The organism is Alcanivorax sediminis (genome assembly GCF_009601165.1).
GTDB lineage: Bacteria > Pseudomonadota > Gammaproteobacteria > Pseudomonadales > Alcanivoracaceae > Alcanivorax > Alcanivorax sediminis.
On sequence record NZ_WIRE01000001.1, the window covers coordinates 1,472,181 to 1,494,582 of the forward strand.

General features: G+C 57.0%; 22 protein-coding genes. 12 read left to right on the forward strand and 10 right to left on the reverse strand.

What is annotated here, in order from left to right; genetic code table 11:
• Positions 1 to 180: 180 nt before the first annotated feature.
• From GFN93_RS06640 to GFN93_RS06670, 7 genes are all read left to right on the forward strand, one after another.
• Positions 181 to 2,811, forward strand: coding sequence for a LuxR C-terminal-related transcriptional regulator (locus GFN93_RS06640; RefSeq protein ID WP_153499938.1), 2,631 nt, complete (start codon positions 181 to 183; stop codon positions 2,809 to 2,811).
• 303 nt (positions 2,812 to 3,114) lie between these two features.
• Complete coding sequence (locus tag GFN93_RS06645; RefSeq protein WP_153499940.1) at positions 3,115 to 5,862, forward strand: peroxidase family protein; 2,748 nt, start codon at positions 3,115 to 3,117, stop codon at positions 5,860 to 5,862.
• A gap of 392 nt (positions 5,863 to 6,254) precedes the next feature.
• The gene (locus tag GFN93_RS06650; protein ID WP_153499942.1) at positions 6,255 to 6,701 is read left to right on the forward strand and encodes a hypothetical protein; all 447 of its coding nucleotides are present in this window, start codon (positions 6,255 to 6,257) and stop codon (positions 6,699 to 6,701) included.
• 384 nt (positions 6,702 to 7,085) lie between these two features.
• Positions 7,086 to 7,508 carry a hypothetical protein gene (locus GFN93_RS06655; protein ID WP_153499944.1) on the forward strand — a complete coding sequence of 141 codons (423 nt, stop codon included), beginning with the start codon at positions 7,086 to 7,088 and terminating at the stop codon, positions 7,506 to 7,508.
• Between the two features lie 416 nt (positions 7,509 to 7,924).
• Positions 7,925 to 8,293, forward strand: coding sequence for a hypothetical protein (locus GFN93_RS06660; protein ID WP_153499945.1), 369 nt, complete (start codon positions 7,925 to 7,927; stop codon positions 8,291 to 8,293).
• Positions 8,294 to 8,377: 84 nt separating this feature from the next.
• A complete protein-coding gene (locus GFN93_RS06665) occupies positions 8,378 to 9,418 on the forward strand; it encodes an SMEK domain-containing protein (RefSeq protein ID WP_153499947.1) in 1,041 nt (346 codons plus the stop codon).
• A gap of 85 nt (positions 9,419 to 9,503) precedes the next feature.
• Positions 9,504 to 9,785, forward strand: coding sequence for a hypothetical protein (locus GFN93_RS06670; RefSeq protein ID WP_153499948.1), 282 nt, complete (start codon positions 9,504 to 9,506; stop codon positions 9,783 to 9,785).
• A gap of 199 nt (positions 9,786 to 9,984) precedes the next feature.
• Here the strand turns inward: GFN93_RS06670 and GFN93_RS06675 are convergent, their stop codons facing one another.
• The gene (locus GFN93_RS06675; RefSeq protein WP_153499950.1) at positions 9,985 to 10,344 is read right to left on the reverse strand and encodes a hypothetical protein; all 360 of its coding nucleotides are present in this window, start codon (positions 10,342 to 10,344) and stop codon (positions 9,985 to 9,987) included.
• Here GFN93_RS06675 and GFN93_RS06680 point away from each other — a divergent pair.
• The 4 genes from GFN93_RS06680 (at position 10,334) to GFN93_RS06695 (ending at position 12,733) form a co-directional block, all read left to right on the forward strand.
• On the forward strand, positions 10,334 to 10,741 hold the full coding sequence (locus tag GFN93_RS06680; protein WP_153499952.1) for a VOC family protein: 408 nt from the start codon (positions 10,334 to 10,336) through the stop codon (positions 10,739 to 10,741). The genes GFN93_RS06675 and GFN93_RS06680 overlap by 11 nt on opposite strands.
• 110 nt (positions 10,742 to 10,851) lie before the next feature.
• A complete protein-coding gene (locus GFN93_RS06685; RefSeq protein WP_328594347.1) occupies positions 10,852 to 11,391 on the forward strand; it encodes a GNAT family N-acetyltransferase in 540 nt (179 codons plus the stop codon).
• Positions 11,392 to 11,617: 226 nt separating this feature from the next.
• Entirely contained in the window at positions 11,618 to 12,196 is a 579-nt protein-coding gene (locus tag GFN93_RS06690; protein WP_153499953.1) for an NAD(P)H-dependent oxidoreductase, read from the forward strand.
• 153 nt (positions 12,197 to 12,349) lie between these two features.
• Entirely contained in the window at positions 12,350 to 12,733 is a 384-nt protein-coding gene (locus tag GFN93_RS06695) for a hypothetical protein (protein WP_153499955.1), read from the forward strand.
• 103 nt (positions 12,734 to 12,836) lie between these two features.
• On the opposite strand, the gene GFN93_RS06700 is transcribed toward GFN93_RS06695, so the two are convergent.
• From GFN93_RS06700 to yidD, 6 genes are all read right to left on the reverse strand, one after another.
• Positions 12,837 to 13,358 carry an outer membrane beta-barrel protein gene (locus GFN93_RS06700; RefSeq protein WP_153499957.1) on the reverse strand — a complete coding sequence of 174 codons (522 nt, stop codon included), beginning with the start codon at positions 13,356 to 13,358 and terminating at the stop codon, positions 12,837 to 12,839.
• 50 nt (positions 13,359 to 13,408) lie between these two features.
• On the reverse strand, positions 13,409 to 14,143 hold the full coding sequence (locus GFN93_RS06705; protein ID WP_153499958.1) for a metal ABC transporter permease: 735 nt from the start codon (positions 14,141 to 14,143) through the stop codon (positions 13,409 to 13,411).
• The gene (locus GFN93_RS06710) at positions 14,140 to 15,105 is read right to left on the reverse strand and encodes a metal ABC transporter substrate-binding protein (protein WP_153499960.1); all 966 of its coding nucleotides are present in this window, start codon (positions 15,103 to 15,105) and stop codon (positions 14,140 to 14,142) included. Before GFN93_RS06710 ends, GFN93_RS06705 begins: the two co-directional genes overlap by 4 nt.
• A gap of 10 nt (positions 15,106 to 15,115) precedes the next feature.
• Positions 15,116 to 16,426, reverse strand: coding sequence for a porin (locus GFN93_RS06715; RefSeq protein ID WP_153499962.1), 1,311 nt, complete (start codon positions 16,424 to 16,426; stop codon positions 15,116 to 15,118).
• A 126-nt stretch (positions 16,427 to 16,552) separates the two neighbouring features.
• Positions 16,553 to 16,849 (reverse strand): hypothetical protein, encoded by a 297-nt coding sequence (locus GFN93_RS06720; protein WP_153499963.1) that lies wholly within the window; start codon positions 16,847 to 16,849, stop codon positions 16,553 to 16,555.
• Positions 16,846 to 17,088 carry a membrane protein insertion efficiency factor YidD gene (gene yidD / locus GFN93_RS06725; protein WP_328594351.1) on the reverse strand — a complete coding sequence of 81 codons (243 nt, stop codon included), beginning with the start codon at positions 17,086 to 17,088 and terminating at the stop codon, positions 16,846 to 16,848. Before yidD ends, GFN93_RS06720 begins: the two co-directional genes overlap by 4 nt.
• Positions 17,089 to 17,443: 355 nt before the next feature.
• Here yidD and GFN93_RS06730 point away from each other — a divergent pair, with 355 nt between their 5' ends.
• A complete protein-coding gene (locus GFN93_RS06730) occupies positions 17,444 to 18,115 on the forward strand; it encodes an START domain-containing protein (RefSeq protein ID WP_153499967.1) in 672 nt (223 codons plus the stop codon).
• Between the two features lie 454 nt (positions 18,116 to 18,569).
• Here the strand turns inward: GFN93_RS06730 and cysS are convergent, their stop codons facing one another.
• The 3 genes from cysS to thrS all read right to left on the reverse strand — a co-directional run bounded on the left by cysS (position 18,570) and on the right by thrS (position 22,383).
• A complete protein-coding gene (gene cysS, locus GFN93_RS06735) occupies positions 18,570 to 19,952 on the reverse strand; it encodes a cysteine--tRNA ligase (protein WP_153499969.1) in 1,383 nt (460 codons plus the stop codon).
• Positions 19,949 to 20,377, reverse strand: a complete 429-nt coding sequence (hisI, locus tag GFN93_RS06740) for a phosphoribosyl-AMP cyclohydrolase (RefSeq protein ID WP_153499970.1) — start codon at positions 20,375 to 20,377, stop codon at positions 19,949 to 19,951. Before hisI ends, cysS begins: the two co-directional genes overlap by 4 nt.
• 89 nt (positions 20,378 to 20,466) lie before the next feature.
• On the reverse strand, positions 20,467 to 22,383 hold the full coding sequence (thrS, locus tag GFN93_RS06745) for a threonine--tRNA ligase (protein WP_153499972.1): 1,917 nt from the start codon (positions 22,381 to 22,383) through the stop codon (positions 20,467 to 20,469).
• Between the last annotated feature and the right edge of the window lie 19 nt (positions 22,384 to 22,402).

The following is a 22,402-nucleotide window of genomic DNA, read 5'->3' on the forward strand; positions in this document are numbered from 1 at the left end:
GGGAAAAAGTGCGGATGGGTGTATTGTGACCCTGTGCAACGAATGGCACTATCGTCTCGTTTAGATTGTGGCTTTCTCGTCTGAGTTCGTTTTGCCTGCCGCAGGGGGAAGCTCCCGGCAATCAAAATGGATCACCGCCGCAGCATAACAATAACAACGGATTCCCAGGCAGGGATAACTATGAGTTCGGGAAGAACGACGCGCCCCTTATCGGGACAGTTTTATCGGCGTGATCTGGTCACGCGGCTAAATGACAGCAACGGCGTACCGCTCACTTTGCTGCTGGCACCGGCCGGCTCCGGCAAGTCCACCCTGCTCAGCCAGTGGCAGAAGCAGGCACTGGACAGGCATGTGGTCTCGCTGGCGGTGCAGCCCTCCGATGACGATCCGGTGCGCTTCCTGCGTCGTTTTGCTGAGCAGACCCGTGCCGTGGTTCCCGCGTTCGATACTTCCTGGTTTATGCCCTTCGATGTTTCAGAGATGCCGCCATCGTCCATTGCGGAGGCGCTGCAGGATGCCCTGGAGCAGGTGACCGACCCCCTCTATATCGTCTTTGACGACTTTCAGCACATTACCAACGCCGAAACCCTGAAGGTGCTGGACGTGATGTGTGCCTACCCGCCGAAAGATGTGCACCTGATCATTGCCAGCCGCACCCGCCCGGGGCTGAACCTGGCGTCGCTACGCCTGAATGATGCTCTGCTGGAACTGGATGCCGGGGCGCTGAAAGTGAACCGGGATGAAGTGATCGAGCTGAACCAGCGCCTTGGCGGTGAGCCACTGGAGGCGGCCGCACTGGATCACTTGATGAGCATTACCGAGGGGTGGGTGGCCGGCGTGAAGATTGCGCTGATGGGAGCCATGGGCACCGGCGTGCGCACACTGCATGACTTCCACGCCAGTCAGCCGGAAATTATGGATTACTTTGGCCATGCGGTGCTCAAGGGGTTGCCGGAGTTTGCTCGCAAGCTGTTTCTTGAGAGTAGCCTGATGCATCACTTCAACGCAGAGATGTGTGACGTGGTGCTGGAAACCACCTATTCGGCGCAGTTGATGGAAGAGTTGTCCCGCCGGGAGTTGTTCATCATCCCGGTGCCCGGGCGCCCCGGCTGGTATCGCTATCATGCCTTGCTGCGGGAATTCCTTCAGGCTCGCGTGGCCATCGATATGCCTGAGCGCGTGGCGCCGATTCACCGGCGGGCCACCGAATACTTTCTTCAGCAGGGGGATTACGAACAGGCGCTTTGGCATGCGCACCGGGCAGACGATGTGGATCTGTTGCTGGATGCCCTGGCGCGGGCGTTTGATTACTGGCTCCGCGAAGGTTACGCCAGCCAGATTCTGGAATGGGCGGAACAGATTCCGGACGAGGAGTTTCTGGCCAGGATCGATCTGGCCGCGCCACTGATCAGTACACTGACATTATCCCGGCGTTTCTATCGTGCCCGTTTCTATCTGGATGCCTACCGGGAGCAGGCAGGCAGTGCCCTGCAGCAGAATGAAGACGAACGGCAAATGCTGGAATTTCTCGAATTGCATTTGCAGTTTTTCCAACACGATACGGAATTTATGGAAGGGGCAAACCTGTCGCTGCTGATGGAGACCAGCACCCAGAGAGATGTGCGTGCCTTTTCCCTGGCCATGGTGGCCTATTATCACCTCCAGCACGGGCGCCTGCAGTCTGCATTGGCATTTTCAGCCCAGGCCAGGGAAGTGTTGTTGCAGTTGGGGCAACATTTTACAGCGGGCTATGCCGGTCTGGTGACGGCGCTGGCCCACCAGCAGATGGGGCACATTGCCGAGGCCGTAACGCTGGTCATGGAACAGTTCAGTGCGACTCCACGGGACTGTCCTACCTGGTCGCTGTGGGCCACCGGCATGGTGGTGGTGCTGTACGATCAGAATCGCCTGGAGGAAGCGAGGCAACTTTGTGAAGACCTGCTGCCGGTGGTGTCCTCGGCGTCGGCCACCGAAGTGATCTCCACGGTGTATCTCACCCTGTCCCGCCTGCAGCACCATCAGGGAAACCGCAAGAACTCCACCCGAATGCTGGAAAAGTTGCAAAGCATTCTGCAGCTGGGGAATTACCAGCGGTTCATCAATGAAGCGGTGATGGAAATGATGCGTCAGGCCTATGTAAATGGTGAGTGGGCCCGGCTCGATGTCATCGCCGAACGTTTCCGGTTGAAGGACTGGGTAGACGAATACCTGAACAAGAACAGTGCGGATTACAGCCAAAGCTGGGAGCGACTGGGGCTGGCGGCGGTGTATTGGCTGATGGCCTCGGGGCGCAACGAGGATGCCCATGCTGCGCTGGTGCTTCTGCGCGATGTGGTTAACCGTGCAGGCATTCGCAGTAGCGGTGCCATCATGGAAGCCAACCTGCTGGTGCTGGCAGGGCGACGAAGCAACGACGCCGACATGGCTCGCCGCATTGAGGCGCTGATCTCACGCTATGGCGTGATGAACATCAACCGCTCGGTGTTCGACGAAGCACCGGGGCTCAGCACTCTGATCAGTGACCTGTGGCGCCGGGGCGTGCTGGAGCTACCGGAGTTTTACACTGAACTGTTCTCCGGCATTTTCACCCAGAGCCCGGAGCATGCGTCGCTGGAAGTCGACCCTGCCTCGGTGCTCACGCCCAAGGAGTTCGAGATTTTCGAATTGCTGCAAAATGGCCTGAGCAACGCGAAGATCAGTGAGCAGAGCGGGGTGTCCGTCACCACCACCAAGTGGCACCTGAAAAATATCTACAGCAAGCTGGGTGTCTCCAACCGAACCGAAGCGGTACTGCGCGCGTCGTCTCGATAGGCGCCAGCCTTCGTTATCAATCGAAAGCCGGGAAACAGTTTCGAGTTTTGAGTTGCGAGTTTCGAAAGGCGAAACCATCTGCTATTTCGATTTTCAGCTTTTCGCAACTCGAAACTCGCAACTCGCGTCTATGGTTTCTGCTGGTGGATGGCAGTGAGGGCTGGAGAAACCTTGAACCGGTTCGCGATTTTGCCTTCCCCCTCCCCACCCCCTCCCAAGGGAGGGGGTGATCGGGAGGGGCGGTTGCTAGAGTCCCGTCGTTATCAACATTCACCCCAAGAATAACAACGACGGAGACACCCCATGGCTACGTCCCCCTGGGTCACCTGGCCCGCATTGACGAAGTTTGGCTCCCTTGGCGTCATGGTCGCACTGCTGGTGCTGGCTGCAGAGCGTCAGGAACTGCTTGAAAACAACATGTTCGACACCGAGAACTGGCAGGAAAAGAATGCCGATATCGTGTGTGATGAACGCAGCCTGACCGCCCGTACGGAAGATGGCACCTGTAATATCCTGGAAAACCCGGCAGAGGGTTCCGTGCATGTGAACTTTGGCCGCAACGTGGACCCGTCTGCTGTCTATGCAGAATCCAACAGCGGCAACCTGCTGAACCCGAACCCCCGCGAAGTCAGTAACCTGATCATGTCCCGTGGTGGTGACTTCAAGCCTGCCACCACGCTGAATTTTATCGCCACCAGCTGGATCCAGTTCATGGTGCATGACTGGTTCGATCACGGCCCGCGCACCGACGCCAACCCCATCGAGTTCCCGCTGCCCGCGGGGGATGTGCTCGGCGGCGGCACCATGTCCGTACAGCGCACCCGCCCGGACCCGAGCGTGACCGGCGATGAAGGCATCATCACCTATGAAAACGTGAACACCCATTGGTGGGACGGCTCCCAGCTGTACGGCAGCAGCAAAGAGAAGAACGATGAAGTGCGCTCCTTCGTGGATGGCAAACTGGAAGTGGATGGCGATGGCCGTCTGCCCACCGAGTTCTTCAGTGGCAAGCCCATCACCGGGTTCAACGAAAACTGGTGGGTGGGGCTGAGCATGCTGCACCACCTGTTCACGCTGGAGCACAACGCTATCGCTGACATGCTCAAGGCCAACAACCCGGGCAAGTCAGACCAGTGGTATTTCGACAAGGCGCGCCTGATCAACTCTGCGCTGATGGCCAAGATCCATACCGTGGAGTGGACCCCGGCGATTCTCGCCAACCCGGTACTGGAGCGGGCCATGTACGCCAACTGGTGGGGCCTCGGCGGTGACCGCGACAAGCGTGACAAGTACCAGGACGACCTGGATACCCTCAACAACAACCTGGGTGAGATTGGTGGTCTGCTGGATCTGGTGGGTATCACCAACGATCTGGGCGACAGCCCCACCGGTTCCCTGGAGCATGCACTGGCCGGTCTGGTGGGTTCCCGCACCCCGAACAACTACGGTGTGCCTTACACGCTGACCGAAGAATTCGTGTCGGTGTATCGCATGCACCCGCTGCTGCGTGACGAGATCAAGGTGTATGACATCGGCTCCAACGTGGTGGATCAGGAAATTGCCCTGGAAGACACCCGTAACGGGGACGCCGAAGACCTGCTCGGCGACATCGGTCAGGACCGTCTCTGGTACTCCTTCGGTATCACCCATCCGGGTGCGCTGAGCCTGAACAACTACCCGGACTTCCTGCGCAACCTGTCCATGCCGCTGATTGGCGACATCGATATGGCGGCCATTGATATCCTGCGGGATCGTGAGCGTGGTGTGCCGCGCTACAACGAATTCCGTCGCCAGATTGGCCTCACGCCGCTCACCAGCTTCGAACAGCTGACCGATGACCCGGAGCTGTTGGCGAACCTGAAGGCGTTGTACAACAACGACATCGAGCTGGTGGACACCCTGGTTGGCCAGCTGGGCGAAGAGACCCGTCCGGAAGGCTTCGGCTTCGGCGAAACCTCCTTCCAGATCTTTATCCTCAATGCTTCACGCCGTCTGATGACCGATCGCTTCTTTACCACCGACTATACCGATGAGGTGTACACCGCCGCCGGTATCGACTGGGTGGAAGAGAACACCATGGTCGATGTGATCCGTCGTCATTTCCCCAACCTGGCCACCAGCCTGGTGGGCATGGATAACGCCTTCAAGCCCTGGGGCCTGAACATGCCAGCGGAGTATCAGGACTGGGATGCACAAACCAAGCAGAACCATCTGTGGGTAAATGGGGCCCTGCGCACCAGCTATGCCGACGGTAACGTGCCTGCCATTGAGCCCATCGATATCGGCGGCCTGATTGATTCCATCCTGTGGAAGAAAGTGCAGGACGTCACCGATGTGGCGCCTCCGGGTTACAGCAAGCCCATTCACCCGCGCGGCGCACTGGCCAAGGTGAAATTCGTACCCAGCGCTGGCCAGGACTTTACCGGCCTGTTCCAGGGCGCGGATCATGGCCTGCTACGGTTGTCTGTCACTGGCGACCCGTCCGATCGGGGTTTTGCTCCGGGCCTGGCGCTCAAGCTGTTCGTGGATGGCAAGCGCTCCGAGAACGTGTCCGCGCTCTACACCCTCAGCGGTCAGGGCAGCAACCACAATATCTTCGCCAACGAGCTGTCCAACTATGTTCAGGCCGAAGTAAACGAAACCCTGGGCACCACCACCCTGTTCTCCCTGGTGTCCACCAAGCCAACGCTGCTGGTCATGAGTGATATGGCGAAAGTGAATCAGGACGGTTCAGCGGTCTCCACACCCAAGACCCCGACCCAGATTTACTTCGTCCCCAACAGCACCCTGAAGAACAGCACCAGCACGGGCGCCCACGATTTCCGTGATGACCTGACCGCCATCCCGGCCGGCACCAAGGTCTACGATATCTACGGCACCACCCAGAGCATCAGAACCTCCATCTGGCCCTGGGTTGCCCAACGCTACGCCCGTGATCGTCGCAACAGTGCTGTAAAAATTGGCGAGCTGGTCACCGATTCCGAGTTCACCCTGTCCCAGTTCGGTGACACCGGCATCTTCTTCAAGCACCAACGCTATGAAGATCGCTAAGCGGTAAAACATTCAACCTCGGGAAAGCTGCACTGCAGCTGATTCATACCCGGACAGCGCAAGCTGTCCGGGTTTTTTTATGGGCGAACTACCGGTGAAAATGCCGTGCTCAACGGTCGGCATCCAAAGTTTGTAGGATATGGCTTACAGAAAATGCTAAACGGTTGATATAAAGTGATTTTGTTCTTCGCGAAAACGAGATCATTGCGGGAATGCCCCGGGAAATAACCCGCTTCGTCAAGTTTTGTCGGATGAGAATGATTGCTAAATTTCTAATAAGCGCGTGATTATTGATGGGTTTTGTGTTTTTGGGGATGGCTGGCTCTCAGAATTATGTCGAAAAAAGATATGTCGAACGATTCGACTGAATACGCTGTTAAATTGATAAAGGCATGGTGATGTCGAGAGGGAAGATTGGTGCATTTCTAGGCTTTGTGGGATTGGTGCTTTCCTATCTGACTTTGCATGCCTGGAAAATTGATGACGGTATCAACCTCTATCTTGCGCCCTACATTGCAGCGATTTCGGCCGCTTTTAGTCAAGGTGAAACCTTGTCTGGATACACCTCTAAGGGAGTATCCATTACAGAAGAGATATCAATCATAGTGGTTGGGTCTGTGGCAGTCCTGTTGGGTGTCGCGGCTTTTATTATGTCCTTGCTTTCCGTTAGGAGGGGCGAGCCGGCAGGCGAAACAAGGGTTTCGCTGTTTGTGGGTGCGCTACCCATGGTTCTGCTTTCTCCCTTATGGGGGCTTGTGGCTTTGTTTACTGGATGCATGGTTGTCATGCTATACAAGAAAAATTTAACAAAGGCCTGCAAGCCGACCTTCGGCGGCTGAGGCGGGCGTTATGTTCTGTGAGTGATATGAGGCTCATAACTATTTTTGTTATTGCCACTTTTTCTTCAGGGTGCGCGTCAACATATATCTACAATGGGGATGCTCATCGCTGCGATGGCTCTCCTGCGTATGGAGATGAAGTGTTGGGGATCGGCGCTGAGTGGATGATCCTTCCTTTCCCAATAGTAGCGGGGATCGCCAAAATTGATGAACATGGCAATTTCACGATTACTACTGATCGCCGTATCCATTACTTCGAGTATAGCGATCAGGATCTTAATTTTAATGTTAAGAACAAACCGAAACTTTCATACAACAGTTGCAGGTAAACATAACAATGTGCTGCTGCCGACAAGCGGCAGAGCACGGCGTTAGGAGATGCGCATGCGGCGATGGCTATGGTTTATGGCCGCTCTTTTGGTTAGTGGTTGCTCTTCCTTGGACAGGTACGACAGGTATGCGGAATCAATCGAGCTTGAATGCGATACAGTAGCTCATGAGTTCATCTTTAGTGTGGGAAGTAATTCTATTTCTTTAGAGGGAATTATAGTTCCCATTATTCCATCCGAGAGAAATCATTGGGCTCTCTTTAGATTTTCTCAGGCGTGCCCTGCCGTCTATGTTGATAATATGCAAATGCAGTTCGAAAAAACATCTGGCGGCCATTGCTACTACCATCAGGAATATAAAGGAAGGCTTAGCGAAGAGCAGGAATTTAGAGTGGAAGCTTCAGGCTGTAGCCCGAAGAAAGTAAAATCCAAGAGAAAAACAAATTGGCTGTACTTGCCATTCCCGGTGGCGGTATGACTCTCCTAACAAGTGGCTGCACCGGATAAATTTCCGCTGTCACCTTTTGTGCAAAATACGGCACAAAAGCCGCCATCAAAAATTTACCCGGTGAGCCGGACGTTATGTGTGAGTAAGAGTCATGCATGTCTTATATGAATTGCTGGAAGTTTTAGACTCTGAGCAGATCCTTTACTCCTTAGGGCGTTACAGAACCGGTACTGTCACAGTTCATTTGGCTGTGCCGGGAGAGCGGATCGAGTTTGATGTGGAATCAGATGGGAGCATTCTTGTTTCTAGATTTAGAGGCAATGAGGGTGAGATTCTAAATTTAGAAGAAACCCTGGATGTTATTGATTCACGCAAGGGCTAATACGCATAACAAGGCGCTGCTGCCGACAAGCGGCAGAGCGCGGCGTTATGTATAAGGAGGGGGATTGGATTTCGTTAAAGTTATCTTCGTGTGGGCTGTTCCTCTTCTTTTGGGCCTTCTATTTCAAAGGGGATTGCTCCAAAACGAAGGCTTCATAAAGCGAAACTTTTGGTTTTTTGCAGCATTAAGGGCGGGCATCACCGCAACCTTTATCGCCCCCACCTTGCTTCTTGGTGGCCATGGCGGTGTGCCGGTTAGTTTTATCGGTGGTGTTGCCATGATTTTTTTCATTGGGCCGGCCTATACGGATTCTGGGTTAAGTTGGGGTGGGGTTGGTGTAAGAGGTGAGGCGGGTCTGTTCGTTGTCCTCTTTATCCCGTGCTACGTTGCCGCAGTGGTGAGTCTAGTTCGATCGAAGTTGAAATTTACATAACAAGCGGCGCCAGGCAGACCAAATTTCCGCTCCTGCGTCGCTTCAATTTGCCTGCTGCGCCGGGCGTTATATTCAAGGGAAACTATGATCACGCGCGGACATCTCATCGGCGAAATTGTTGATGGACTAACCTCCATTTCGCAGCAGGTATCTACTCGGTGCCAACTGGGGCTTACAGACCTCAATCGCTATCTTGAGGATTTCTTTAAGGACTATCTCAATGAGGCTCTGTCACTCTCGTTAGTGAATCTAAATGATGAGAGAAGCAATGAGCCAGGCCTAGATCTCGGCGATGAAGTGTCCTCTGTGGCTTTTCAGGTGACATCGACTAGGACCGCTCAGAAGGTCAACAAGACTCTTAAGACAACGTCAAAAAGAAAAAAGCAGTTTGATGAAATTAACGTACTTGTTATTGGAAAAAAGCAAGCATCTTACCGGTTGGACCAATCGCTTGCTCAAAGTCTTGGGTTCACGGAGGAAAATATTTGGGATGTCGATGATCTATGTAAAAAGACCATATCACTTCCGCTTGATCGCTTGCAGGCACTTTACGAACTAGTCCGTCGTAACTTGGCAAGAGTGCGAATCGAACTTGAGATTCCCGACGAAGATGGCAATTATTCTACATCAATCGATTCATATATTGAGAAGATTCCGGCACCACAAATGTCCGACTTCAAAAAATATCACGCCTATCAAAAGCAATGTGCAGAGGAATTCGAACACACGGCCAAAGAGGTAAAGGAGCATTTCCGAAAATTTTCTAGAGAGCTTGCTCAGTTGCCCAGAATAACTCGGGAGTTTTATGCGTTTCTGCTTGAACGCAGAGAAAAGGATGACAAGAAGACCCCGAGTGGGTCTGGCTTCTATGAGAACTTGTGGTTTAACTACAACAAGCTTAAGCGGGTCTGCCGGTTTCCCGACTTGGACGATGAAGTGGTTTTGCTTGGGGAGCATGGGTTCGTAGATATAGAGGAACCAATGGAATATAACGAAAGTCCGTTCGTGCGGATCTTTGTTCCGATCAAAGTTGACGGGTTTATCTATGAGCTCGTTGAATATATTGAAGCCAAAGGTATAGGCTTCAAGAAGCCAATCGTTTCTCTTGATTTTAGCGCGTTTTGAATATAACAAGCTGCTGCACCCGGAAAAAATACTCACTGCGCTCCCAATTTTCCGGTGAGCAAAGCGTTATGTTCTTTAGAGAGTTATGAGAATTTTATTCGGAATCCTGTTTCTATTGTTAGTGCTCATCGTAGGTGGTGGGTACTATGTGTATTCATACCATGCAGGTGAATCAGTTGCCTCAGTGAACATAAATGACACTGAATTAGCTGAGATCGGCTCCGCTGTCATCCATCCAAAGTTTGGGGAAGGTGAGGTACTTGATATAAGGCAGCAAGAATTCACCACCACAATCCACATCGATTTTGGTAGTGTTGGCAAAAAATGGCTTATAGCTGATGCTGCTAATTTACATTTACGGAAATGAACATAACAAGGGCAGGCAACGGACCTCCGGCAATTGTCATCTTTTTTGCGCTTCGCTGCAAAAAAGTCGCCAATCGCCTCCGGCGGCTGCTGCCGGCGTTATGCCTTATGAGTGATGAGCTATCAGAGAAGTTGATCCAGCAGCGAATTAGAAACAGGATAATTGAAGTCCTGGAGCTTTTCTCGGATTCAAGCATGTTTCAAGTGGCATCATCCAATTTAGAGTTTTGGGGTGATTGGGTTGACGAGGAAGCGTTGCTTAAATTCTCAATCGATGTTTTCTCCCAAGATGAGATATTGGCCATGGCGCGGGTTAATTCTTCGTGGGAATCCGTTAATTCAGACTCTTTACAGTTATCTGCTGAGTGGTTGTCACTATCTGAAGCTTCCCGCTCTGCGCTTAGTATTTTCATGCGCAGAGGGCGCTTATCCGAGGATGAGGAAAATGCATAACAAGTGGCGGCAGCAGGACCAAGTCTCCGCTCGTTTATCGCTTCATTTTGCTCGCTGAATCGAGCGTCATGTGTCCAAAAGAAAACGGAGAAACGGATGAGATCCATTAAGACCTCGCTCATGTTTGTCGGGGAACAGGCCGGGAAAGCCGAGGAGGCGATGACGTTTTATACCTCTCTATTCCCCGATTCAGAGATCATTGAGCTTCAGCGATACGAAGCGGGCCAGCATGAGCCCGAAGGTTCTATCAAGATGGCCAGGTTTACGATCAATGGCTCCGAGTTTATGGCGTTGGACAGCCATCTTGATCACGCCTTTACCTTTACCCCTTCCATGTCCTTGTACGTTGAGTGTGAGTCAATGAGCGAGATAGAAAAGGTGTTTCGGGCTCTTGCTGAAGGAGGGGTAGAGCTAATGCCCTTGGATGACTACGGATTCAGCCAACGTTTTGGGTGGTTGAATGACAGGTATGGCGTTTCCTGGCAACTCAATCTCTCGAACTAGGCTGTCGGTTGCCCCCACACACAATCACGGGCCGCACTACGCGGTTGTCGGCCGCCGGGCGCATGTGAGCGTGGAACGGTGTGCCCGGCGTAACGCACAGGGAGGCGGTAGTGCAGATTTGTGAATCGGATCGTTTGGTTTTGCGGCAGCTGCAGCTTGCAGATGTGTCCGCGTTGACGGACATGCTCAGTGATCCTGAAGTGATGAAGTACTCTGTCCGGGGTGTATGTGATGAGGCGGCCACCCGCGAGTTTTTGGCATGGTGTTTTGCTTGTTATGAATCACAGGGTGTTGGGCCGTGGGCTTTGATAGATAGACAATCCCATGAGTTGATTGGCTTCTGCGGTGTGGGGCCGGAGCAGGTCGATGGTGTCGAGGAAATGAACCTCGGCTACCGGCTGGCCAGGCGCTTCTGGAGCAAGGGGCTCGCTTCCGAGGCCGCCCGGGCAGTGCTGAAGCATGTGTTCGATGAGGGGCTGTTCAACTCGGTCGTCGTGATCATAGAGCCTGAGCACGTGGCGTCGCTGAGAGTGGCTGAGAAAGCAGGGTTTGCCAGCTACAAGACCCTGGAGTTTCATGGCCGGCCTGTGAGGCTATACCGGCTGACGCTTGAGCAATGGGCAAAACAACCGTCCGCGACATGCCTTTGATGGCTTGCGTCCACGGCCTCCGCTCAGCGTCGCTTTCTATTCTTTTGAGGCCAATGGGTTTGCCTGTGGCTGGTACTCGAACTTTTCCTCGCATGGTTGCCTTGTAACGGCGATCAGACTCCCCATTTTTACAGGCACTGTTGCTTATCACCGGGGGAGCATGGTCGAGCTGCTGGTTCGCTGTGGCTTCACGATGCCGTTCTGAGAATACTGGGGGAGTCTGTTTATGGGAAAGCGTGTTGTGGTCATTCTGGGCAGTCCTGACCCGGGGAGTTTCTGTCGGGCGCTGTCGGATCAGTATGCGAGCGCCGCTGAGCAGGCGGGTCACGAGGTGCGCTACTTCAGGCTTGGAGAGATTGAGTTTGATCCGGTGCTGCGTCATGGCTACAACCAGCGCCAGGAACTTGAGCCGGGCTTGCTGGAAATCCGGGAGGCGATCACCTGGGCCGAGCATGTGGTGCTTGTTTACCCTGTCTGGTGGGGCTCCATGCCCGCCATCATGAAAGGGATGTTTGATCGTATTTTCCTGCCGGGTTATGCGTTCAAGTACCGCAAGAACTCCCAGTTGTGGGACAAACTGCTGAAGGGCCGCTCTGCCCATGTGCTTGCCACCATGGATACGCCGCCGTGGTATTTCAATCTGGTGTATCGCGCGCCAGCGCACAATCAAATGCGCAAAACCATTCTGGAGTTCACCGGGATCAAGCCGGTGAAGATCAGCTCGTTCGGCCCGGTTCGCTATGCAACAGAGGCCAAACGCCTGCGCTGGCTGGAGAAGGCGGGGGCTTTGGCTCGAGGGGTGTAATCTTTTTTTCTTAGCCTGTTTGGGGGAAGACAAGAGGCCTTCGGCTTGGTTTACTACTGGCTCAGATTAAACCTGATTTCGTTATTGTCGCTCCCAGGAAGGGACAGGTGCATGGCGAAATGATGACCGAACAATCGTTTCAGGATGGGATGAATGGAACAGCAAATTCACGACGACATGATGCACGCCGCCTGTACCCGTGTGGCGCAGTTACTCCTCGCTGGCAAACCGGATCAGCAGATCGTCAACGACCTTCTTTCCAGAGGTATCGATAACGCCACCGCCTGGGCGCTGATCGCCCGGCAGAAGGCAGTGATACAAGAACACAAGGCGGCCAAAGCGAAGAAGAATGTGAGCTTGGGTGCCCTGTGGCTGGTGGTGGGTCTTGTGGTCGTGGTTGCCACTTTCCTCAGTTCCAGTGCGGTGGGCCATTACATGGCGACCTGGATGGTTGTCTGGGGCACCATCCTGTTTGGCTGCATACAAATGCTGTCCGGGCTGGGGCAGTTGTTGTCGGCTCAGCGATCCGTTGAATAACGCTGAGCGGGATGCCTGTGCCGCCAGCTGGCTGCAGTAGGGTTTCTCCGAAAGCAAAAAAAACCGCGCCGGGCGCGGTTTTTTTATGGGCAATGCAGATGGCTCAGAAGCGGCCGTTCAGGCCCAGCGCCAGATTGGAGACTTCATCGCCGCTGCGATCCACAACCCGCATGTATTCCAGGCTGACGAAGATGTTGTTGGTCACGGTGACGTCGACACCCAGACCGAGGGAGAGATCCTTGAAGTTCTCGCCATCGCTGCCGCCGTTGTCGAATTCCACGGTGGTTTCCACATAGGTCAGGCCGAGCAGCCCGTAGGGACGTACCGGCAGGGTGTTGGGGAACTGGCCGCGGAAGTAGGCGCCGTAGGAGCGGTCGATTTCCAGATCGGCGTTGCGAGTCAGTTCATCGTCTCCCACACCCAGGCCCAGGCGCACTTCACCGCCGAGGGTTTCGTCCTTGTTGATCCAGCTGCCGAACTTGAACTGCAGGGCGCTGGGTTTGGCGGAGGCGTTGGTGTTGTCAGGTTCGATCTTGCTGCTGACAAAGTCGAGACCGGCGAAACCACCGGCATTGGCCAGTAGTGGCAGGCTGCCGAGTGCAGCGATGAGCATTTTTTTCATCATTATCAGGGTGGTCCTTTCGCAAAGTGACAATGGCATGGATTGTAGCCAATTCATTGCCGCGCTGCGACGGCACGTGTCACAGCGGCGAACACGGCAGCCAGTGCCAGCGTGGTGACGATGGCGGGTCCGCTGGGCCAATCCAGCCACAGGCTGGCAGCCAGCCCGCTCAGGTAGCCGGTGATACCCACTGCGGCAGCGATCTGCATTGGGCGTTGGCTTTGGTAGGCAGAGAGGGCCGGGAAGATCAGCGAGGCAAACACCAGGTAAACGCCCACGGCTTGCACGGATGCGGTGATGGCGATGGCGAACGGTAAATAAAAGCCCAGCAGCGGGTGGCGAAACAGTTTCATGGCGGCCAGTGCGGCGATGGCGCTGGCGGCCAGGCCCAGCAGTTGGGGGGTATCGACCCAGAGGATCTGGCCAGCCAGGCTGGCACTGAGGTGTTCTCCGCCGTGGGGGTCATTGGCGAGCATCAATACACTGGCGCTGGCCAGCACCACAAAGGTGGCGCCAATCAGGGCTTCCTGCACCCGGTTGCCCAGCCTTTCCAGCTGGTGCAGCACCAGGGCAAAGCCGAGTGCGGTGGCAATGGCGGCCAGCTGCAGCAGCCATTCGGTTTCCACATGGGCAAAGTGTCGCACCGCCAGCAGACCGGTGGCGGCGGCTTGCGCCACCGCCAGGTCGATGAAGATGATCCCCCGTGCCAGTACCTGTCGGCCAAGGGGGATATGGCTGGCGAGTACCAGCATGCCGGCGATAAACGCCGGCAGCAGGATTTCCATCATGCCTTGCTCCCCTGGCAGCGTTGCTGTGCGGCCACCAGCCGCTCGATCAGGGTGTCGTAAAGGCTGGCCAGGGTCTCGGTGCCTTCCTCGCCCGGTGACAGGGGCAGCAGTACCGCGCAGGCGGACGTGCGTGCGGCCAACCAGTTGGCGGCCTCATCGCCGTTGATGGGCCGGTAGAGGATCAAGCTGGCCTGCTGCTGTTCCACGCTCTTGACCAGCTCGGCCAGGTGGCCGGGTGTGGGGGGCAGGCCGGGCTTGGGCTCCAGTTCGGCCACGCGCTGCATGCCCAGCCAGTCCAGCAGGTAGACCCAGGAGCGGTGATAGGTGATCACGTTGCTGCCCTTGAGGCTGGCCGCTTGCTGTTCCCAGCGCGGGATGCCGGTTTCAAAGGCGGTTTGCCAGGCCTGTTGTTGTTGCTGGTACTGCGTCGCGTTGTCCGGGTCGAGTGTGGCAAAGCGCTCGGCCAGTTGCTGGCTGAGGCTGACCATGCGGCGCGGGTCCAGGTGCACGTGGGGGTTGCCCATGGCATGCACGTCGCCGTCGGCCCGGTCCAGGGTGGTGGGGACCTCCAGGCGGTCGACCTGTTCGGCTGCCAGGAAGAGCCCAGGTGCCTGCCGCACCGCCGGGTTGCCGCCGCGGTTGAGCAGCACCGGTAGCCAACCGGCTTCCAGCCCCGCCCCGTTGCACAGCACCAGATCCGCCCGGCGGACCTGGGCCAGCAGACTGGGACGGGCCTGAATGTGGTGGGCATCCTGACCGGGGGCGCTGGCCGTTTTGACGGTGACCAGATCGCCACCGATTTCCGTGGCCAGTTGGCCCCACTCCGGTTCGCAGGCGAGGATGCGCAGATCCGCCCGGGCGCCGAATGACGCCGCGCACAGCGCGGCGATCAGCACACGGTGGACCCATACACGACGAGCCCCTTTACGGGGAATCAGTCGGGATGAAGTCTGCAGTGTCATGATGGGCTCCTCAGAACGAATGCGCGCCGTGGGCACCCAGGCTCAGGTTGTATTGCAGGAACACCTGATTGTACTCCTCGTTGCCGTCGTCACCATGGACGTCATTACGGTTGAACTGCAGGCGCAGCTTGGAGAACTCGGTGGCGTACCAGGTGACGGCGGCACTGTGCTGACGGGACAGGCGCGCTTCTTCGGTTTCGTCGCCTTCACTGAATTCGCCGCCGATGCCGCTGGCGGCGGTGCGCAGGCCAATCTGCCAGCGCGGTGCAAAGCCGTAGGTGGCTTCCACATAGGCTGCGCCCTGTTCGCTGGTGACCGGCAGGCCCAGCTCTGCGGGATCGCTGTGGTAGACCGCTTTCTGGTCAGAATCGGCATGGAAGTATTCGCCGGTCAGGCTCCAGCCACCCTTGCCGTACTGGCCAGTGGGGAAGTGCTTGTAGACTGCCTGGGCGCCATAGACATCGGTATCGCCTTCCGTCACAAAGAGTTCGCCGCCGCCTTCTTCATGGAACGCCTGGCTGTCCTGGTGGCGGGCAGCGGACAGACCCAGCTGCAGTGCCCGGCGGGCGCCCAGGTCCGGTGCGTAGCGGAGGGTAAATACGCCCAGCTGCGGACCGTTCTGATCGGCCAGATTCAGATCCTCGGCGGCCACGTCGGTGGCCAGCTCGGCACTGATCTCTTCCGCGATTTCTTCTGCATCAATCACGCTGCCCGCGCGCTCCAGATTGTCGCCCTGAAGCATTTCCAGGCCCAGCTGCAGATAGCTGTCGGTGGGGGCCAGCCAGGTGAGCTGGAGGCCGTCACCGCTGACACCATGGTCACCGAGCAGGCTCAGGTAGGCCAGGTTCTGGTCGGCGAAGTTCCAGCTGTGGGGGTGTTTTTCATTGTGATATCCGATGCCGCTGAGGAAGCGGCCCGCCTTCACTTGCAGGCCGGCGGGCAGGGACTGACTGCGTACCCAGGCTTCTTCCAGCTCGAAGTCGCCGCCGCTGCTGATGGCCGCAGACAACCAGGCGTCAAAGTAGCTGTCCACCGAGCCGCTCATGGTCAGCTCGGTTTCGTTCAGATTGAAGCCGCGCTTGAGCTCGTCGTGCTCATGCTCCTCGTGGCCGCCATGGCTATGGAAGGCACTGTCGGCGTCTTCGAGCAGGTCGACCCCTTCGCCGTCCACATTGTCGTGGTAGTACATGCCGTTGAAGATCACGGAAAAGGCCGGGTTGAACGCGGCCAGCGGGTTGTTGCTGTTACGGTTGTTGTCCTCAGCGGCGAGCACGGAGGAAGAGGCAGCCAGCAGGGCTCCGGCGAGATAAAACTTGTTCATGTGACGTCCTGAATAATCGGTATGAATTAGTCTCGGGCACGGGAAACGGGCGCACATTCCCTGAATAGAAAGCAGGGGCTCAGGCGCTCACCGTGACCGTTGTTGTTGAATCTGATAGGGGGAAATTCAGGCGTAATGCGGGGGTGCGCGGGCTCGCGCCGGGAGGATGGAAGTAGCGGTAAAGCTGGCTTGTGGCTGGTCGTCACCGATGACTGGCGCGGCAGTGGGCGCCACAGGAAGGCTCGCCACCGGTAGCGCTACAAAGCCATGACCATGGGCACAGAGGTCGCAGTCGGCGACCAGCAGGGCCTGCTGGTGTGGATCGCCTTGCGGATCAATATGGCTGGCGGAGTGCCAGGCAAAAATCAGCTGGGCGCACAGCAGTGCCAGGGCCAGGGTGAACGGGAGACGCGAGCGCATCATGCGGTGCTCTCCTGATCGTGGGGCTCTGTGCCTGGCACATAGTCGAACCCGCCAGGATGACCCGGATGACATTTGCAGATCCGCTTGGCTGCCAGGGTGCTACCGCGCAGGGCGCCATGCACCTCTATCGCCTGCTTCGCATAATGCGAGCAGCTCGGATAGAAGCGGCACTGGTTGCCTGTCCAGGGGCTCAGCACTTTCTGGTACAGCCAGATGATGCCGAGCAGGAGCGGTTTCACGGTGCAAGCCCTGCTTGAAGGTAAACGAATCTGGATGATAAGGGTTCTTTGGGGCGGCTGGCTACCGTGGGCTGATGGATGGGGGCTTGCAGTGGGCAGGGCAGGGGCGAGTTACGAGGAGCGAGTTTCGAAAGGCAAAAGACGCGATTCTGCTGGCCAGATCGAAAATCGTCTGGAGGACAGCATGTATGTCACGGAGACGAAAGTTGTGGAAATGGTTGGTTTTCGTTACTCGCGACTCGGTACTCGTTACTGATGTTTTGTTCCGGTTGGGTCAATATGCCCGGCTGGCCTTGAGTCGGGGGCGAGTGGGTGCATACTGCGCCCTGTTGATGCACTGCATTGGAGAGAACAAATGAAAGCGCTGATGTTGGCCCTGTTGATGGCGGCCAGCCCGATTTGGGCACAGGTGGATGACAGCTGGGAGACGACCCGTGAGGGGGCGGCCCGTGGTGAGGTGAGCACCTACGCCAAGCAAGTGGACGGCAGCCCGGTGAAAGCCTTCAAGGGCGTGGTGGAGCTGCAGGCGTCCATGACGTCGGTGCTGGCGGTGATCACCGCCGTGGACACTTTTCCGGAGTGGATTTTCCAGAACCAGAGCGCGGAGCGCCTGACCAGCGAGCACAAGGAGCGCATTCTGATGTCTTTCAGCGGTATCTGGCCGGTGTCGGATCGGGATGTGGTGTTGGCCAATACCCTGAGTCAGGATGCAGAGAGTCGGGTGATTACCCTGCACAGCGTCAACGCGGTCGGGTTTGCGGATAAACGCGACGGCTTTGTGCGCATTCCGTCTCTGGATAATCAGTTCACCATCACGCCGTTGCCCGATGGCTGGGTGCGGGTGAAGTTTGAAACCTTTGTGGACCCGGGGGGCAGCGTGCCGGTGTGGCTGGCTAACCTGGTGGCCACCAAAGCCCCCTACGTGACCCTGGAAGGCATCAAGGAACAGCTGCAGAAGCCCCGTTTCGCCAATGCCACCCGGGACGATCTGCCCAAGCTGCCGGGGATGGATCAGCTGGAGCTGTGAAGCAGCCGCTAGCTTCGAGCTGCGAACTGCGAGGAAAAGCCATAAGCCTCAAGCCGCAACGCGATTTCAGGTTTGGATTGAATCGGGGGGCATGAGGCCGCGACCATGTTGTGGCAAGGCGACGGTTTCTGTAGGAGCCCATGCTCGCATGGCGATTCGCGCGTCAGCGCGAATGATGACGGCCTCTGAAGGCGTCCTGAGAGGTTGGCGCAACCACCAAAAGCCCTCGCCGGGGCTCGGGATCGCCATGCGAGCATGGCTCCTACAGTGTGTAACGCCTCGATTTTTGCGCCGCAAATGAAATCGGCAACGATACCGGGTTTGATTTTCGCAACTCGCAACTCGCAACTCGCAACTCGCAAGTCGTTCCTCATTTCCCGTAAAACGCAAAAGGCCGCACCCATCATCCGGGCGCGGCCTTTTGCGTTCTCGCAGCTCAAAACTCGTAGCGGGTTTACCGGCTCCAGCGGGTGCCTTCGCGGGTGTCTTCCAGCTGGATACCCGCGTCGGTGAGCTGCTCGCGGATTTCGTCGGCACGGGCAAAGTTCTTGTCTTTCTTCGCCTGGGTGCGCTCGGCGACGAGGGCATCGATTTCCTCATTGCTCAAGCCGTCTTCACTCACGTTCTTGTTCTGGAACCAGGCGGTGGGTTCCACGGTGAGCAGGCCAAGCAGATCGGCGGCGGCCAACAGCTCCGCCTTGAGTTTCGGCTTGTCGGCCAGGTCGGCCTTGTTCAGCTCACCGGCAATGGCATGCAGGGCGCTGACGGCTTCGGAGGTGTTCAGGTCGTCCTTGAGGGCTTCGATGACCGGGTGATTGTCCGGCAGCTGATAGCCAATTTCCGGTTCCACGGTTTCGCCACGGCCAAGCAGGGCGTAGTAGAGGGTATCCAGGCCTTTCTCTGCATTCTCCAGCACGTCGGCGGAGAAGTTCAGCGGCGAGCGGTAGTGGCTGGCCACCAGTGCGAAGCGCAGGATCTCGCCGTGGTACTGGGTCAGCAGGTCACGCACCAGACGGAAGTTGCCCAGAGATTTGGACATCTTCTCGCCATCGATGTTGATGTAACCGTTGTGCATCCAGTAGCGCACGTAATCGGTGCCGTGGGCGCAGCAGCCCTGGGCAATCTCGTTCTCGTGGTGCGGGAAGATCAGGTCCTGGCCGCCACCGTGGATGTCGATCACATCACCCAGGTGCTTGTGGATCATGGCGGAACATTCGATGTGCCAGCCAGGCCGGCCCCGGCCCCAGGGAGAATCCCAGCCTGGCTGTTCATCGGTGGAAGGCTTCCAGAGAATAAAGTCGCCAGGGTGGCGCTTGTAGTCCGCCACTTCCACGCGGGCACCGGCCAGCATGTCTTCCAGCTTGCGGCCGGAGAGCTTGCCGTAGTCGGGCATGGATTCCACGGCGAACAGCACCTGACCATCGGCCTCGTAGGCATGGCCCTTTTCCACCAGGGTTTCGATCATCTGGATCATCTCGGGGATGTGATCGGTGGCCTTGGGGATGATGTTCGGGGTCTTGGCATTCAGGGCGGCCATGTCTTCCAGGAAGGCCGCGCTGAAACGCTCTGTGAGTGCACTGATGTCTTCGCCGTTCTCTGCCGCGGCGTTGATGATCTTGTCATCAATGTCGGTGATGTTGCGGGCGTAGGCGACCTGTGGATACAGCCGCTGCAACAGGCGATAGAGCACATCAAATACCACTACCGGGCGGGCATTACCGATGTGAACGAAGTTGTAGACCGTGGGGCCGCACACATAGAGGGTGATGCGGTTGGGATCCAGCGGAATGAAGTCGTCCTTTTTCCCGGTGAGGGTGTTGTGCAGTTTGAGTGTCATTTGCCGTACAGCTCTTTGGGATCTTTGATCGGGGTCTTGTCGATGGTCACGTTGTTCGCGTCGGCTTTCCAGTAGAAACAGTCGCGGCGGCCGGTGTGGCAGGCTGGGCCGGTCTGGTCCACGCTCACCAGTACGGTATCGGCGTCGCAGTCGAAACGCAGCGCTTTCAGCAGTTGCACCTGGCCTGAGGACTCACCCTTGCGCCACAGTGTATTGCGGGAGCGGGAGAAGTAGCACACTCGCCCGGTTTGCAGGGTTTCTTCGATGGCCTCGCGGTTCATCCACGCCATCATCAACACTTCGCCGGTGTCATGCTGCTGGGCAATGGCGGGCACCAGGCCGTCGCTGTTGTACTTGAGGTTATCCAGCGCTTCCTTGAGGGAAACCTGAAAGCCTTCGGGCTGGTGTTCGTTGTCTTTGAACATGGTTGCTCCCGCCGCTTCACGCAACACGCAACATGCAACACGCGGAGTGTTTGGCGTGTTGCGTGATGCGTGCAGCGTGTTGCGTCTTTTTAAATCGGCAGGCGAGTGGCTGCCGCCATCGCGGCAACGGCCTCGTCCAGATCCACGGTTTCGGTGGCCTGGGAGCCGAGGGTGCGCACGGCAACCTGCTTCTCTTCCGCTTCCTTCTCGCCCACGACCCAGATACGCGGGGTCTTGGTTTTGGAGTGCTCGCGGACCTTGAAACCGATCTTTTCGTTGCGGATGTCCAGCTCGGCGGGTACGCCTGCGGCGACCAGTTTCTGCTGCACTTCGCGGGCGTAGTCATCTGCCGCATTGGTAATGGTGCAGATGGCCACGGGTACCGGTGCCAGCCACAGGGGCAGGTGCCCGGCAGTGGATTCAATCAGGATACCCAGGAAGCGCTCCAGGGAACCCAGTACGGCGCGGTGCAGCATGACCGGACGCTGGCGGGAGCCGTCTTCGGCCACGTATTCCGCATCCAGGCGCTCAGGCAGGACGAAGTCCACCTGCAGGGTGCCGCACTGCCAGTCACGGCCGATGGCGTCACGTAGTACGAACTCCAGTTTCGGGCCGTAGAAGGCGCCTTCACCGGGGTTCAGTTCACATTCCAGGCCGAGGGATTCCACCGCTGCGCGCAATGCACCTTCGGCCTTGTCCCAGGTTTCATCGGAGCCGGCACGGTTGTCCGGACGGTCAGAAAACTTGATGCGGAAGGTGTCGAAACCGAAATCCTGATATACCTCACGCAGCATCTTGATGAAACCGGCGGTTTCCTCATTGATCTGCTCTTCGGTACAGAAGATGTGCGCATCGTCCTGGCTGAAGGAGCGGGCACGCATCAGGCCGTGCAGGGCGCCGTGGGCCTCGTTACGGAACAGGGTGGTGAACTCGCCCAGACGAATGGGCAGATCACGGTAACTGGTGATGCCCTGCTTGAAGATCTGCACGTGACCCGGACAGTTCATGGGCTTCACGGCCATTTCTTTATGGTCGTGGGTACAGACGGTGAACATGTCCTCGCCGTACTTGTCCCAGTGGCCGGACTGTTCCCAGAGGATACGGTCCATCATCTGCGGGGTGGAGACTTCCTGATAGCCGCCTTTTTCCATCTTGCCGCGGATATAGTTTTCCAGGTTCTTGCGCATGCGCCAGCCTTTCGGGTGCCAGAACATGCTGCCCACGGCTTCTTGCTGGATATGGAACAGGCCCATTTCCTTGGCGAGTTTGCGGTGGTCACGCTTGGCGGCTTCCTCCAGCTGCTTGAGGTAGGCGTTGAGTTCTTTCTTGTCACGCCAGGCGGTGCCGTAGATACGCTGCAGCTGTGCCTTGGAGGCATCGCCACGCCAGTAGGCGCCAGCCACTTTCATCAGCTTGAAGCCATCACCCAGCTTGCTGGTGCTGGGCAGGTGCGGGCCGCGGCACAGGTCGATGAAATCGCCCTGGCGGTAGAGGCTGACTTCCTGGTCGGCGGGCAGATCACGAATGATCTCGGCCTTGAACTCTTCGCCGGCCTTGAGGAAAAAGTCCACGGCCTCGTCGCGGTCCCAGACTTCACGACGGATGTCTTCGTTGCGACGAACGATCTCCTGCATGCGCTTTTCGATTGCAGTCAGGTCTTCCGGGGTGAAGGATTCTTCCCGGTGAAAGTCGTAGTAGAAACCGTTCTCGATGGTCGGACCAATCGTCACCTGGGTGTCGGGGAACAGTTCTTGTACGGCTTCGGCCATGATGTGGGCGGCGTCGTGCCGGATCAGCTCGAGGGCGTCGTCCGTGTCTCGGGTAATGATTTCCACGGTGGCGCCATCGTCGATGGGCAGATAGACGTCGATCAGGTTGCCGTTGACCTTGGCGGCCAGGGCCTGTTTGGAGAGTTTTTTGCTGATGCGCTCGGCGATATCCAGTGCGGATGCCGGCTGATCAAACTCCATGGTTGCCCCGTCGGGCAGTCGGTAGCTCACGCTCATGGGTGACAAGAGATCCAGA

What these genes read in the sequence shown, in the direction of transcription:
- GFN93_RS06640 (WP_153499938.1), top strand. Translation starts at nt 181, where the DNA reads ATGAGTTCGGGAAGAACGACGCGCCCCTTATCGGGACAGTTTTATCGG.
- GFN93_RS06645 (WP_153499940.1), top strand. Translation starts at nt 3,115, where the DNA reads ATGGCTACGTCCCCCTGGGTCACCTGGCCCGCATTGACGAAGTTTGGC.
- GFN93_RS06650 (WP_153499942.1), top strand. Translation starts at nt 6,255, where the DNA reads ATGGTGATGTCGAGAGGGAAGATTGGTGCATTTCTAGGCTTTGTGGGA.
- GFN93_RS06655 (WP_153499944.1), top strand. Translation starts at nt 7,086, where the DNA reads ATGCGGCGATGGCTATGGTTTATGGCCGCTCTTTTGGTTAGTGGTTGC.
- GFN93_RS06665 (WP_153499947.1), top strand. Translation starts at nt 8,378, where the DNA reads ATGATCACGCGCGGACATCTCATCGGCGAAATTGTTGATGGACTAACC.
- GFN93_RS06670 (WP_153499948.1), top strand. Translation starts at nt 9,504, where the DNA reads ATGAGAATTTTATTCGGAATCCTGTTTCTATTGTTAGTGCTCATCGTA.
- GFN93_RS06680 (WP_153499952.1), top strand. Translation starts at nt 10,334, where the DNA reads ATGAGATCCATTAAGACCTCGCTCATGTTTGTCGGGGAACAGGCCGGG.
- GFN93_RS06675 (WP_153499950.1), bottom strand. Translation starts at nt 10,344, where the DNA reads ATGGATCTCATCCGTTTCTCCGTTTTCTTTTGGACACATGACGCTCGA.
- GFN93_RS06690 (WP_153499953.1), top strand. Translation starts at nt 11,618, where the DNA reads ATGGGAAAGCGTGTTGTGGTCATTCTGGGCAGTCCTGACCCGGGGAGT.
- GFN93_RS06695 (WP_153499955.1), top strand. Translation starts at nt 12,350, where the DNA reads ATGGAACAGCAAATTCACGACGACATGATGCACGCCGCCTGTACCCGT.
- GFN93_RS06700 (WP_153499957.1), bottom strand. Translation starts at nt 13,358, where the DNA reads ATGATGAAAAAAATGCTCATCGCTGCACTCGGCAGCCTGCCACTACTG.
- GFN93_RS06705 (WP_153499958.1), bottom strand. Translation starts at nt 14,143, where the DNA reads ATGATGGAAATCCTGCTGCCGGCGTTTATCGCCGGCATGCTGGTACTC.
- GFN93_RS06710 (WP_153499960.1), bottom strand. Translation starts at nt 15,105, where the DNA reads ATGACACTGCAGACTTCATCCCGACTGATTCCCCGTAAAGGGGCTCGT.
- GFN93_RS06715 (WP_153499962.1), bottom strand. Translation starts at nt 16,426, where the DNA reads ATGAACAAGTTTTATCTCGCCGGAGCCCTGCTGGCTGCCTCTTCCTCC.
- GFN93_RS06720 (WP_153499963.1), bottom strand. Translation starts at nt 16,849, where the DNA reads ATGATGCGCTCGCGTCTCCCGTTCACCCTGGCCCTGGCACTGCTGTGC.
- GFN93_RS06730 (WP_153499967.1), top strand. Translation starts at nt 17,444, where the DNA reads ATGAAAGCGCTGATGTTGGCCCTGTTGATGGCGGCCAGCCCGATTTGG.
- cysS (WP_153499969.1), bottom strand. Translation starts at nt 19,952, where the DNA reads ATGACACTCAAACTGCACAACACCCTCACCGGGAAAAAGGACGACTTC.
- hisI (WP_153499970.1), bottom strand. Translation starts at nt 20,377, where the DNA reads ATGTTCAAAGACAACGAACACCAGCCCGAAGGCTTTCAGGTTTCCCTC.
- thrS (WP_153499972.1), bottom strand. Translation starts at nt 22,383, where the DNA reads ATGAGCGTGAGCTACCGACTGCCCGACGGGGCAACCATGGAGTTTGAT.